The 13,808-nt window shown below is 49.1% G+C and carries 11 protein-coding genes and 1 tRNA gene; 3 read left to right on the top strand and 9 right to left on the bottom strand.

Annotated features, from left to right (window positions below):
• The 3 genes from N836_RS61125 to N836_RS0138885 form a co-directional block, all read right to left on the bottom strand.
• A partial coding sequence (locus N836_RS61125; protein WP_051394644.1) for an alpha/beta hydrolase occupies window positions 1-1,799 on the bottom strand: 1,799 nt, incomplete at its 3' end.
• 45 nt (window positions 1,800-1,844) lie between these two features.
• Window positions 1,845-3,887 (bottom strand): NAD-dependent DNA ligase LigA, encoded by a 2,043-nt coding sequence (gene ligA, locus N836_RS61130; protein WP_023074703.1) that lies wholly within the window; start codon window positions 3,885-3,887, stop codon window positions 1,845-1,847.
• Window positions 3,888-4,005: 118 nt separating this feature from the next.
• Complete coding sequence (locus N836_RS0138885; protein WP_023074704.1) at window positions 4,006-5,004, bottom strand: alpha/beta hydrolase; 999 nt, start codon at window positions 5,002-5,004, stop codon at window positions 4,006-4,008.
• Window positions 5,005-5,107: 103 nt separating this feature from the next.
• On the opposite strand from N836_RS0138885, the gene N836_RS61135 reads away from it, so the two are divergent.
• Window positions 5,108-6,319 (top strand): MFS transporter, encoded by a 1,212-nt coding sequence (locus N836_RS61135; protein ID WP_023074705.1) that lies wholly within the window; start codon window positions 5,108-5,110, stop codon window positions 6,317-6,319.
• A gap of 46 nt (window positions 6,320-6,365) precedes the next feature.
• Here N836_RS61135 and N836_RS61140 read toward each other — a convergent pair whose 3' ends face one another.
• Entirely contained in the window at window positions 6,366-7,361 is a 996-nt protein-coding gene (locus N836_RS61140; protein ID WP_023074706.1) for a hypothetical protein, read from the bottom strand.
• A gap of 525 nt (window positions 7,362-7,886) precedes the next feature.
• Between N836_RS61140 and chlP the strand changes: the two genes are divergently transcribed.
• On the top strand, window positions 7,887-9,143 hold the full coding sequence (gene chlP, locus N836_RS61145; protein WP_023074707.1) for a geranylgeranyl reductase: 1,257 nt from the start codon (window positions 7,887-7,889) through the stop codon (window positions 9,141-9,143).
• Window positions 9,144-9,407: 264 nt separating this feature from the next.
• Here chlP and N836_RS61150 read toward each other — a convergent pair whose 3' ends face one another.
• The 5 genes from N836_RS61150 to N836_RS0138890 form a co-directional block, all read right to left on the bottom strand.
• Window positions 9,408-10,142 (bottom strand): response regulator transcription factor, encoded by a 735-nt coding sequence (locus N836_RS61150; protein ID WP_023074708.1) that lies wholly within the window; start codon window positions 10,140-10,142, stop codon window positions 9,408-9,410.
• A 338-nt stretch (window positions 10,143-10,480) separates the two neighbouring features.
• Window positions 10,481-10,552, bottom strand: a tRNA-Asn gene (locus N836_RS61155).
• A gap of 121 nt (window positions 10,553-10,673) precedes the next feature.
• The gene (locus N836_RS61160; RefSeq protein WP_023074709.1) at window positions 10,674-11,225 is read right to left on the bottom strand and encodes an NYN domain-containing protein; all 552 of its coding nucleotides are present in this window, start codon (window positions 11,223-11,225) and stop codon (window positions 10,674-10,676) included.
• Between the two features lie 87 nt (window positions 11,226-11,312).
• Window positions 11,313-11,990 (bottom strand): energy-coupling factor ABC transporter ATP-binding protein, encoded by a 678-nt coding sequence (locus N836_RS61165; RefSeq protein ID WP_023074710.1) that lies wholly within the window; start codon window positions 11,988-11,990, stop codon window positions 11,313-11,315.
• A gap of 158 nt (window positions 11,991-12,148) precedes the next feature.
• Window positions 12,149-12,421, bottom strand: coding sequence for a hypothetical protein (locus N836_RS0138890; protein ID WP_031293529.1), 273 nt, complete (start codon window positions 12,419-12,421; stop codon window positions 12,149-12,151).
• 335 nt (window positions 12,422-12,756) lie between these two features.
• Here N836_RS0138890 and psbD point away from each other — a divergent pair.
• Window positions 12,757-13,808: photosystem II D2 protein (photosystem q(a) protein) (psbD, locus tag N836_RS0138895; protein WP_036054061.1), on the top strand; the 1,052-nt coding region annotated here is incomplete at its 3' end.

Genomic DNA, 13,808 nt, shown 5'->3' on the forward strand with positions numbered 1-13,808 from the left:
GGTGATGGAGCAGACAATGCAGGTTCAGCATCTTCTGTCTCGAGCTCTTCTTCTACAGGTGCTTTAGGGACAGGCGCGGTTAATTCTTCAGGAGTCTCGATGACATCTGCCGCTGAACGAGGTGGTCCGCCTAGCTCCTCAACCAGGGAAGGACCTGTCAAGCTTTGAACCAATGTGAGTTTAATCAGCTCCTGGTTGAGCTGAGCAATGCCATCAGCCGTTAGCAGGGGCTGATAAGTGGTGTCTTCAAGCAGATGAGTAGATAAAAAGGCGAGACTAGAGGCTTCTAGATAAGCTTGGGCCAGGGTTGGATCAGGCCCGATAATTTCTGTAGGCAGATCAAAGGCCTCACTACCGGTTTCGGTCATGGCAATGGTGGAAAAATGGGTGCCCTGGCGCATGAGTAGTAGGTAACGCTCGGGCTGGGTCAGCCAGGTGAAAGGAACTAGCTGCTCTTGGAGGGCAGGGGCTACGGTGTCAGCTCCACTAGACACGATCATGGTAGGTGTGGTGACTTGCCCCATGCTTTCTTCACCAAAGAGAACGCTGGTAATGGGATTGACTGCGATCGCGGCTCTAACCCGTCCATCCTGCAGCGACAGAGTCGTTTGAGCAGGCTCTGCTAGTTGGCTAGCCTGACACTGGAGCAACAACGACACATTCAACGACTGTGAACTGGGGGGACAGCTAGCCGCCAGCACGTCAAAATCAATCTCAGCTCCCGCCAACGCCAATGCCGTATAACCACCAAACGACTGCCCCACCACACCAACTTGGGCAAAATTGATTAAACTGCCATACTGTATTGCCTCTCGCTCCAGATAGTTCAGCAGTTGCGAAATTTGGCGCGGACGATCGACAAATTCTTCGTTGGGTACGACATCAGCGGACTGACCAACTAATAAAGCGTTTATCTGCTCAGCATTGCTGCCTGGATGTTCTACATTAACGACTAAAAAACCATGGGATGCCAAGTGCTGCCCCAAATATGAATAGGAGGTGCGATCGCTACCTAACCCATGGGAAATAATCACCGTGGGGAGATTACGTTGGCGCTGCCCCGCCAGTGTGGGCAAATACATGTCCGCCGGAATTGGCGCGTTCTGTGAGAGTCTCTGTCGCTCAACCTGATAGGGCCCAGACTGTCTGGCCTGGTTCGCCAAAGCCAGCAGAATTGCCTGGTCTTCTGGCGAAAGCTCATCGGTAGGAGCGCCTAAACGCTCCAACAGAGCAATAGACGCATCCGTTTCATAAATCGCTCGATCAATTTCCCGTAGTAACCCTAAGCCTCGATCCAACTCAATACGGATCTCTGGCGACGGAAACTGACGAATCGCATTCAGCAACGTCAGGCCTTCGTCCTCATCTGCAACGGCGACTAAAATAGCCCCTCGTAATGCCCGCAAATCACTACGCCGAGCCTCTGTGCGAATAAAATCGGCCGCAATATTAAGTAGATATTCTCCCTGTTTTGTATAGAAGAATCGATCCAGCAACACCACATCTACCTCAATGGCGTCGATATCTCGCTCCACTCGCCACGTTAGGGTTCGTCGCAGTTCGTCAAGGTCATAATCATCCGGCAAAAATCGTGCATAGTAAGCCAAATCCTCACTAAGCACCCCTTCTTCCACCAGCCGATCTAAATCCGCTAGCTCGATGGACCGTTCCAGCGGACCAAAGGCAAAGGTAATTCGTTCTGCAGCCTCACCAGGTAGGGCGGTTGCCAATACTGCTCCAAGGCCCAAAATTAGTCGCTGGCAGCATTTGGTCGCAGCCGATAAGCACACTCGTTTCATAGATAACCTTGTATTTGTAGCTGGAAACTGCTGAGTCGCCATTCCTTAAGCGGATGCTGATTGCAGTAACGCCAGCAAATCTTCTTCACTTAGACGTTGAATACCCAACTTTTCAGCCTTAGCAAGCTTTGATCCGGCATCTGCACCGACCACAACATAGCTCGTTTTTGAACTGACTGACCCAGTCACTTTACCGCCACTTTCCTCAATTTTTGCCTTCGCTTCACGACGGCTCAGAGTGGGCAGCGTTCCGGTAAGCACAAAGATTTTGCCAGCCATAGGTAAATCCACGGGCGCTACAGCCGGAGGTGTTCCCTCTAACTGCACACCAACTGACCTCAGATGTTCAATTAGCTGCCGATTGGCCTTCCCTTGAAACCATTCATGGACTGAATAGGCAATTTCTGGCCCAATGCCATACACGGCCTCAATTTGCTTGGGGTCTGCTGCTGCCAGACGATCAGCCGTGTAAAATTCTTGGGCTAATAGCTGGGCATTGACAGCCCCAACATGGCGAATACCCAAGCCAAATAACACCCGCGACCACGGCTGTGACTTAGACGTTTGGATAGCATCCACAAGTTTCTGCGCTAACTGCTGCCCCATGCGTTCTAAAGGCAGCAAATCTTCAACAGTAAGCTCATACAAATCGGCAACAGAACTGACCAATTTTTTCTCCAAGAGCTGATGTACCCATTTCTCACCCAAGCCAGCAATGTCTAACGATTGGCGACTGGTCCAATGAATCAGATCGCCTCGCACAATGGCAGGGCAGGTTGGGTTGACACAGCGAGTAACGGCCTCATCAGCTGGCCTCACCAATTTTTCACCACATTCCGGACAGTGGGTGGGTAGACGACAGAGTGTAGCCCCTGTCGGTCGCAGGTCCGGTAGCACCCTCACCACTTCTGGAATAATCTCGCCAGCCTTGCGAACAATCACAGTATCGCCTTTGTGAAGATTGAGTTCAGCCAGGCGGTCAGCATTATGCAACGTTGCTCTAGCAACTGTTGTACCGGCTAACTGCACAGGAGCTAGTTCGGCAACTGGGGTCACGGCTCCGGTGCGGCCAATCTGTACCGTCATATCTTGCAGAATTGTGGGTACTTCTTCGGCAGGATATTTAAGGGCAATAGCCCAGCGGGGAAATTTTTGAGTGAATCCCAACCGCTGCTGCAGCGCCAGGTTGTTAAGTTTAACCACAACGCCATCGGTCAGGTAGGGTAGCGAACTACGAGCCTGGTCCCAATAATCGTAGAAGTGGGCAACATCAGCAGCCGTCGGACAGAGTTTGCAGTTGGGATTGACTTTAAAACCAAGGGTTTGAAGCACTTGTAAAGCATCCTCTTGGGTGTTAGGCAAGGTTAGTCCGCCCTCTCCCTCGGGCAACAACAGCGTGTAGGCAAAAAAGTCGAGACGCCGCCGGGCAACTACCCGAGAATCTAGCTGACGTAATGTGCCTGCTGCTGCATTCCGAGGATTAGCAAAGGGGGCTTCCTCCTTAGCTTGGCGCTCGGCATTGATGCGCTCAAAGACATCACTGGGGATAAAGGCCTCACCGCGAACTTCCACCCGTGGGGGCGGGTTATCAATTTGCAGCCTCAGGGGAATGGAGCGAATGGTACGAATATTTTGGGTAATGTCTTCTCCGCTAATGCCATCTCCCCGAGTGACCCCTCGGGTCAGCAAACCGTTTTCGTAGGTCAGAGCCAGGGCATTGCCGTCAATTTTGAGTTCGGCGACAACAGCCGCCTGATCAACATCTGGAGCCTGCCGCTGCCAGCGAGCCTCCCACTGGCGATATTCATTAATATCAAAGGCATTTTCCAAACTGTAGAGCGGGATATTGTGCTCTAAGGCTGTGAACTGACTGGCAGGACGCTCACCCACCCGTTGTGTAGGACTATCGGGCGTAATCAGGTCCGGATACTGGATTTCTAAATCCTGTAGTTCACGATACAGCCGGTCATATACTTCGTCGGGCAGATCAGGCGCATCCAGAACGTAGTAGGCATAACTGGCTTTTTGTAGCTGCGATCGCAACTCCTGAGCCCGCTGTTGCCGATCCGCTGGAACTGTTGCTGCCATAACCGTTTTCAGTACTCAACTCATCAAAAAAATTAATCTGCCTGTATAGGCCCACTGAATTCTACCCGAGGAATTCCCATGCTTGTTGGGTAAAAACGGCTAATAGAAAGTGAGGCTTTTACCCAACTTTCAGAGCTGTCATCACAAACTGTTGTAAGCGGGCTACATATTCAGGCTCTTTGAACACCCCCAACGCGTTGTGATGAACATCGGCCTTATACAGAATCAAGTCTTTAGGTCCACGGGCTGCTTTATAGAGCTTTTTACCCATGTACACAGGTATCAGCGGGTCATCCGTGCTATGGATAAACAACATTGGTATCTCTAGCTGGCGTACTTTTTGAATCGACTCAAAGCGCTGGTGCAGAATCGCCTGTACCGGAAACCAGCGAGCATAAACAGAACGCGCCACCATCGCCGACATGGAGGTAAATGTATTTTGGACCATGACTCCAGCCAGTTCGGGATGTTTGCTGGCTAAATCAATTGCGATCGCACCCCCTAATGAATGGCCATATACAAAAATTTCATTGGTAGCAATGCCCAGGTCATCGACGAGATAGCCCAACGCCGCTTCAGCATCTTCATAAAAAGAACGTTCCGTTGGAAAGTCCCCTTCACTCAGACCGTACCCGCGATATTCTGCCAGCAAAACATCAAAGCCTAATTTTCGTAGCCAGTGAACTTGAGTCACATGAAACCCAATATTTAACCCGGCTCCATGGAGATAAAGCAGCGTACCTAAACGATTTTTGGTTTTTGGTAGCCACCAGCTATGGAGATGTTCTGGGGGCTGCTGCTCCTGGTTAACCGGTATCCATATCTCCTCATAGTTAAGGTTGTGGGACTCCGGTGTCGTTTGCAGCGCGTGGGTAGGGCGATAGAGTAATCTTGGCTGCTGTGTCCACAACAGCGTCAATGCCAATGCATAGCCAATGGCGCTAGCTACACATAGACATCTCAGCAATTTTCCCCAGCGGCGTCGAAAGTTGCGCTGGGAAGCTAGCTTCAGGGCAATAAATATGACGATGATAGGTAACCAGATATGGTTAGTGCTGTTAACAAAAAACAGTATTTGCAAGAGCAATGTGACGAAATAGGTGACCATGCCAGCCATAGACGTTGCTTACTTTTAGATCTTTCTACCCAGATAATGACTATGCAGAAGATGACTGAAAATCAGGTATGTTGACCAGACTTGCCCCACCTTTGAGCCAGTAGTGACGCTTTTTCCAAACCTTGATATCCGACTCTGGATTTTAGCCGCTGGTCGACTACTATCCCAGATTGGCATTGGCTTTACCCTGTTTTACGCGCCATTATTTTTTACCGATGATGTAGGGCTATCGGCCACAGCCATTGGCTTAGGTTTAGGAAGTCAGTCTGTTTCGGGTATGTTCGGTCGCTTTGCCGGCGGCTCTATGGCCGACTCACCGCGCTGGGGCAGACGACGCACCTTGCTGATCTCAGCCGCAATCTCAGCAGTGGCCGATGGCTGTTTTGTCATTACCAATGATTTTACGGGTTTTGTCATTGCCAATTTATTGATGGGTCTGGGTGTAGGGCTATATTGGCCTGCGACTGAAGCCGTGGTAGCCGATCTGACGACTGTACACAATCGTAATGAAGCGTTCGCCATCGTGCGTTTGGCCGATAGCCTAGGTCTGAGTGCAGGGGTTGTCCTAGGTGGCGCTATGATTGCAGCCTTTCAGGCATACCGATTATTGTTTGCCTTGGACGGCATCACATTCATTGTGTTTTATGCCATCGTGGCCATTGCGATTACAGAAACTCTCAGCACCAAAACCACAGCGGGCAATTTTTGGCAGGGTTGGCAAGTGGCAATGTGCGATCGCACCCTCCAAATCTACGTCGTAGTCAACAGCCTATTCACCCTGTATCTCTCTCAATCTCAGAGCACACTACCGCTCTATCTCAATCGTTTTACCAGTCTCGATAACCACGCCGCAGTCGGTGGAATTTTCACCTGGGCAATTGTCCTCACAGCCTTTTGCCAGCTACCCATGGCCCGCTGGCTCAAGCGCTTTGCCCAACCCCATGCCCTGATGATTGCCTTAGCTTTTTGGGCATTCACCTTTTTCAGCACCTGGTTAGTCGGACAGCAGCTCATAACTCCACCAGCATTTGTCCTGATTGGCTTGACGACTATGGCCCTGGGAACCGTAGCCTACACACCAATTGCCTCGGCGCTAGTAGTCGGCATTGCCCCCAAGGAACTACGAGGTGTCTATCTATCGGTGAATTCGATGTGTTGGGCCGTGGGTTATTTGATTGGTCCACCCTTGGGGGGATGGGCCTTAGATCACACCATGGCCCACCAATTTTGGCTGTGGCTAATGGCTAGCACTCTGGGTGGCGTTTTGATTTTGCGATCGCTGCAACTACGAATGCAGTCACAAACATCTCACTAATCACCCACCTGTCATTAATCACAGCCCCATTCATATAGACGCCCTGCTAAATCACATCAGGAAAGACACTGGGGGAGAACATTTCCCATAACGCCTGATGATAGGGCGCATAATGCTGAACCTGTTCTTGTTCTACATATCGATTAAATTCTCGACCCAGCAAATGGAGCATCTGTCTCACCAACTCCCAATTAACCTTCAGCGTCGGGTAAAGCATGACACACAGAGGAAAAAGCTCCTGCTGAATAGGTGCCAAACTTTGCTCCAAGACACAGGTCCACAGATAGATCTGAAACATCTCTGTATCGCGCACACTAGACATGCGCACCACCTCACTATTCAGTAAATCTGTATAGCACTGATAGTTGGGATAAAGCTGGTTGACCCGATTGACAACGGTGTTCGCAATCTCAGTACTGTAGGGCAACAACGCTTGAATAACTTTTAAGCGCTCATCATCGTAGGCATACCTGGCAGCCGCCTCATAGGCACGTTGCAACGGCATGTAGAGATGATCATCAATCACCTTGAAATAGGAGAAAAGAAGATCGCGTTCTTCCTGCGGTGCAGCCTCCACCAACATTTGACCACAGTGATGAAACTGCATGCTGACAAACCCAATCAGCCGAGGATCTCCAGCAGTATAGCGCTTACGAATTGCCCCTAAACTAGACGCAATTTTCACCGATAACTGCCGAGGAGAAATGTAGTTGGCATACGCCATCAGAGCCTTGACATACACTCTGCGCACATCACCAGCAACACTCCATGGATCAATCAAAGTAGAATTGATACGATGCCTTTTTACCTCTTGGGCAAGCAGCGACTCAGTCAAATTCCATGCCTTGGCGCTAGCAGAACGCAACTCTGATGTGAGATGCTCAACAATCGCTGGTCGGCTCTCTAAACTTGCATCACTTCCCTGTTCGTTATACTCTTCGACGGAGATAACATATCGCTTAGCCCAAAGCTGGGCTAGCTGGGCTGGGCTAGCAGCTGCAAGCTGTCCGTCTAAAGCTTGCGTCTTATTCGTTTGATGCATCTCACACCCTTAAGGAAACACTATAGATATGCGCCAGCAAATGTCAGGTTGTTGACGCAAGTCTTCAACCCATGAATTGCTGACTAGTTGTCGAGAAAATCGAATTTTTGGGTTGCTCGAAACAGCGAACCTCTGCTAGCAAGAAGTCGCTATCCAAACCGCAATCACTGCATCGAATTAATTAATTTGATTGCAGCACCTTAAAATTCATCCCCATCTATAAATATAAGTAAATCCTCATAAATTAGAAACGTCATTCACTCAGCCAATTGGCGTAAGGTACGAGAATTTACGTAAATCTTTACGTAAAGAAAGATATCTATTTTGGCTAATGCCCCTTGAATTCTTGACATCTAGCCTTTGATTAGTCTTTTTGGCTGATCCGATCTCTTCAAGTCGCAGTTTTTCCTCTGCAAAACTCCGATCTTGTTTCATTTTCGTTACATCTGCGAGAGTGTGGCATATCAGCTCAAATCTGCGTGATAGCATACACACCATAGCTTTTAATCGATTTGGAGAAAAACCTTGGCACTTCGGGTTGCGGTTGTTGGCGGTGGTCCAGCAGGTTCTTCTGCTGCTGAGACACTCGTAAAAGCAGGTATTGAAACTTATCTATTTGAACGCAAGTTAGACAACGCTAAGCCCTGTGGCGGAGCGATTCCCCTTTGTATGGTGGATGAGTTTGACTTGCCTCCTGAAATCATTGACCGCCGCGTGCGTAAGATGAAGATGATCTCTCCCTCTAATATTGAGGTGAATATCGGTGGCACGCTTAAGGACGATGAGTATATCGGCATGTGCCGTCGTGAGGTCTTGGATGGATTCTTGCGTGAGAGAGCGGAAAAGCTTGGCGCTAAGGTAATTAACGGCACTGTCCACAAGTTAGAAATTCCCTCTAACGACAAGGACCCCTATACCTTGCATTATGCTGATCACTCCAACGGTACGCTGCAGGGTGATGCGAAAACACTGCAGGTAGACATGGTGATTGGTGCCGATGGTGCTAACTCCCGTGTGGCTCGTGCTATTGATGCGGGTGATTATAACTATGCGATCGCATTCCAAGAGCGTATTCGTTTGCCCGAAGACAAAATGGGCTACTACGAAGAGTTAGCAGAAATGTATGTCGGTGACGATGTTTCTCCTGACTTTTACGCTTGGGTCTTCCCTAAATATGATCACGTAGCTGTTGGTACTGGCACCATGCGAGTTAACCAAGCAAAGATCAAGCAGCTGCAAAAGGGCATCCGCGAGCGCGCTGCTAAGCGCCTTGAAGGTGGTGAAATTATTAAGGTAGAAGCCCATCCCATTCCTGAGCACCCCAGACCTCGTCGTGTGGTTGGTCGGGTCGCTCTAGTGGGTGATGCCGCTGGTACAGTCACCAAGTCTTCCGGTGAAGGCATCTACTTTGCTGCCAAGTCTGGCCGCATGTGCGCAGAGACTATTGTTGAACTATCTAACAGTGGTGAGCGCATCCTCAATGAAGCGGAACTGAAGACCTACATTAAGCGCTGGGACAAGCAGTACGGTATCACCTATCTTGTACTGGATATTCTGCAACGCGTCTTCTACCGTTCCGATGCTACCCGCGAAGCTTTTGTTGAAATGTGTGCGGACATGGATGTTCAAAAGCTTACATTTGATAGCTACCTATATAAGACCGTCGTTCCAGCTAATCCCTTCACACAGATGAAGATTACTGCTAAGACTATTGGTAGCCTGATTCGCGGTAACGCTCTAGCACCGGCAGACTATTCCCCAGTGGAAGTCGTTACTAAGTAAGCCCACTCTAGGGTCTTAGACGATCTGTGAGATTTCTACAAAAGTAAATCAGGCCCCTGATAGGCATATTTCTATCAGGGGTTTTATTTTATTTGTTTGATTTTTTTATTCGCACCTGCACCAACACAAATCAAAAAGGGAGGCTTTCTAGCCTCCCTTCAACAGTTATTGACGATGCTGTGATTGCGTACCTCAAAATATCCAGCGATCGATAAAAACTAAACACTAAATTGTCTTCTCCAATGTCAGCTCTAACTGATGTGTCTAACTCGCTGCACGAGTAGAAAAGACCTGCTCGTCTTGAGGTAGCTCCAAGCAGTAGCCAGCACCATAGACCGTTTTAATAAATTTAGGATGACGTGGGTCTGGCTCTAACTTAGTGCGCAAATGTCGAATGTGCACACGAATTGTTTCGATATCATCGTTCGGGTCGTAGCCCCAAACTTCCTTCAAAATTTCACTAGGCGCAACTGTCTGACCATGACGCTGCAATAAACAATGCAAGAGTTCAAATTCCAGGTGTGTTAACTTAACCGTGCGCTCAAACCAAATAGCTTCAAAGCGCTCAGGCACCAACGTCAATGGACCATAACTCAGAATTTCACTATGCTTCGCAGCCTGGGGAATGCGATCAGTACGGCGCAGCAACGCTCTAACTCGCGCTAACATCTCCTCTAGCTCAAACGGCTTGGTGAGATAGTCGTCAGCACCCGCATTAAAGCCGTCAACTTTATCTTGGGTTTGCCCCAAGGCCGTCAACATCAACACAGGAATATCCGCTGTTCGCTCATCGCGGCGAACACGCTGGCAAACGGTAAGGCCGTCTACCTTAGGCAACATCAAATCAAGCATGATTAGATCGGGCAGGAGCTGCACAGCTAATGCTTGCCCCCTCACACCGTCCTCAGCCTGACTGACATCGTACCCAGCCATTTCCAGGTTAACTGCCACCAGTTCTGAAATAGCCGGATCATCATCGATGACAAGTATACGAGGCATCTTATAAGACAGAGAGTTTGTTATGTGTGGAATTTAGCAGTCTAGGTATAGACCTCCATTTGCTCCCCTCAAAAATTATATATTTTTAGAATGGAAGACAAATATTATCCCAAATACATAGTATCGCTACAATCGTTTACATCGACCATAGCTTAAGGTTTAATTCACGATACGCTATCCCTGCAAAACTCAGAACACAGGCCCTACGTAACCACTACATTAGGCATCAGGCATTGAGAGCAGAGGTGCCCGCCAAAGAAAAGCAATGTAAAAATGCCATACGAGGACAATGTCAAGCACCGCATAAACTTGGCTATAAACCGGTCTATTCAATTAAACTCCCCAGGTAGGATTCGAACCTACGACCAATCGATTAACAGTCGACCGCTCTACCACTGAGCTACTGAGGATTGTTCAGCTTTATCAATATAGGCAATTTTATGACCGTTATGCAAGCAGGTTTTTAATTTTTCCTAGAAAAACCTTGAGCAGATAGGAAAATGTTATTGGAGCCACTCCCTTCAATAGCTATCAATCGGTAAGTTTAGAGCGTAGTTTAGCGAGTTTGGCCTGCATCTCTGGATTTAGAGATTTTGAAAGGAAGCGCTGCTTAGATTGTTTTTTAGGCTTTTGCCGATGTTTGACTTTTTGAACAGAAAGGGTCACATCAGCATTTAACTGAGCTGCTGACATCCACTCAGCTCCATAACCAACTACCGTCAACTGCTGAGCACGATCGGATGTGGCGACAATTAATCGCTTTTCAAATTTACGAATATCATTGCGAAATTTGGCACAGGATATCTCAATGTAGCTATCGGCGGTTTGCCCAAAGCTGGTGTAGTGAATGGAGAGATGCTGAGTAAACTTCTCGATGCGATGGGCCTGACGCTGGCCATAGGCATCAAAAATTAGCGCGGTGTCATATCCTCTATAGGCGCTGTAGTTAGCCAGTGTCTCAGCCAGGCTCGTACGCGCTATATCTAACCCTTGTACATCTCGTAGTCCAGTTAATTCAGGCCACGCACCAATAACGTTATACCCGTCGACTAGCAATATGGCCTGTGAGGGAGGAACGTTCATTGGTGAGTACGGGATAACTGTAAGCCTAGGATTCCTCTAGCTTAACGTCCACTATCTACGTATCAAGCTGTTTTGGGAATTTTTCTTTTAGGTTAAATGCAGATTTTGCAACGCTTGTTTCACTTGTTCGGGAGCACCTTGAGTCGCTACACGCCCCTGTTCAAGCAAAATAGCGCGATCGCAATAGTCTAATTCCACCAAGCGATGGGTCACCCACAGTGCTGTAATTCCCTGACGTTTCACGAGATCTCGCACCTGGGCTACCAACTCCAGCTGACTGTCTGGATCAAGTAAAGCTGTCGGTTCATCAAATAACAGTACTCGGCAATGTTGAGCCAGGGCTCCTGCGATCGCAACCCGCTGTTTCTGACCACCGCTCAGAGCATAGATCGGACGCCGCTTCAGATGCAAAAGATTAACCATCGACAGCGCTTCATCCACTCGCTTACGCACCGCCTCATAGGGCATATCCTCATCTACCAGGCCAAAGGCCACATCCGCTCCCACTGTTGGCATCACCAGCTGATGATCAGGGTTCTGAAAAACAAATCCCACCGGTTTCTGCAGATAAATAGAGCCTTGGGGCGCATCCAACAAACCAGCCAATAGTCTCAGTAATGTGGACTTACCGCTGCCATTGGTCCCCAGCAGCATACAAAACTCACCTGGCTGCACCTGTAACGAACATCCACCAAGTACTATCGCGCCTGAGTCCCAGCTAAAATGCAAATCTTCAATTGCGATCGCACAAGACTGATCAATCATCAAAAATTAAAACATCCCTATATTCATTAGGTATGCACCCATAGTCGCAATCCATCAGGCTGATTGCTCCATTAACAATGGGAGTGGGGAAGCAAAGAAGGCACATCTCACTACTCCCCACCCCCTATTGGAGCAAAAACGTTAAAACCGACCTGACACTACTCGTTTGCCATAGCAAAAAATCCAGCCGCCTTACCCGACGATGATGCTCCGCCTGATTTCTCATAGACCTGTACCGCTGCCAGCTCGCTCACCAAAACCGATAGCTTTTTCCCCTCTTGCTTGTCACAACTCAACTCTACAATCACAGGCTGACCAGTTTTGAGCGCATTTAGGACCATAGCGTAGGCATCATCCGCAGCTTCTTTTGTTTGCTTTTGCACCGACATGGGTAAGGCCGTGTGCTTCATTGAAAGTTCGACTATGTACATGAGCAAAAAATTAATCTTTCCGAGGAGTCCGGTCTCTAGTATGTCAAAAATGGCCGACATGTACGGCATCAATAAATCTAGAGAGGGAAGCAAACCGTCAAATCTTAAGAGAAACTACTACTTGCAAAAATGACAGTAGCCTTTCAGAAAGATCACCCTATAATGAGAAGAATGGTAAAGATAAGTAAATTTAATTCTCTGCTGATCAGGACGATCGAATAAACCAAGGCATCATTCCGCATTGCGGATTATTTTTTTATTTTGTGCCCTCGGTCATCTGAACTTAGCAGCAGTCTTAATCTTTACTGATTTGGAAATCGACTAGAGGATTTGAGATGACCATTGCAATGGGCCGTGCTGGAGCTAATCGAGGCGTCTTCGACGTCGTCGATGACTGGCTCAAGCGCGATAGATTTGTCTTCGTCGGCTGGTCCGGTTTGCTGCTGTTCCCCTGCGCCTTCTTGGCCATTGGCGGCTGGCTCACTGGCACCACCTTCGTTACGTCCTGGTATACCCATGGACTCGCGTCTTCCTATCTCGAAGGCGCTAACTTTCTGACAGTTGCTGTCTCCTCTCCCGCTGACAGCATGGGCCACTCCCTGCTCCTGCTCTGGGGGCCTGAGGCTCAAGGTGACTTCGTTCGCTGGTGTCAAATCGGCGGCCTCTGGGCGTTTGTCGCACTCCATGGTGCCTTCGCCTTGATTGGATTCATGCTCCGGCAGTTCGAGGTCGCTCGGCTCGTCGGCCTGCGTCCTTACAACGCCATCGCTTTCTCGGCACCCATCGCCGTGTTCGTGTCGGTGTTCTTGATGTACCCCTTGGGCCAATCCAGCTGGTTCTTTGCACCCAGCTTCGGTGTGGCCGCCATCTTCCGATTCCTGCTCTTTTTGCAGGGCTTCCACAACTGGACCCTCAACCCCTTCCACATGATGGGCGTTGCCGGTGTCCTGGGCGGCGCACTCTTGTGTGCCATCCACGGAGCTACCGTGGAAAACACACTGTTTGAAGATGGCGAAGGGGCTAACACCTTCCGTGCCTTCGAACCCACTCAGGCCGAAGAAACCTACTCCATGGTGACGGCAAACCGCTTCTGGTCTCAGATTTTTGGTATCGCCTTCTCCAACAAGCGGTGGTTGCATTTCTTCATGCTCTTCGTCCCCGTGACCGGGCTATGGATGAGTGCCATTGGCATTGTCGGTCTCGCACTCAACCTGCGAGCTTACGACTTTGTCTCTCAGGAAACCCGCGCTGCGGAAGACCCTGAATTCGAAACGTTCTACACCAAGAACATTCTGCTTAACGAAGGTATTCGTGCGTGGATGGCTCCTCAGGACCAGCCCCACGAGAAGTTTGTATTCCCCGAAGAGGTACTGCCACGTGGTAACGC

The sequence above is a fragment of the Leptolyngbya sp. Heron Island J genome (genome assembly GCF_000482245.1).
Taxonomy (GTDB): domain Bacteria; phylum Cyanobacteriota; class Cyanobacteriia; order Phormidesmidales; family Phormidesmidaceae; genus Leptothoe.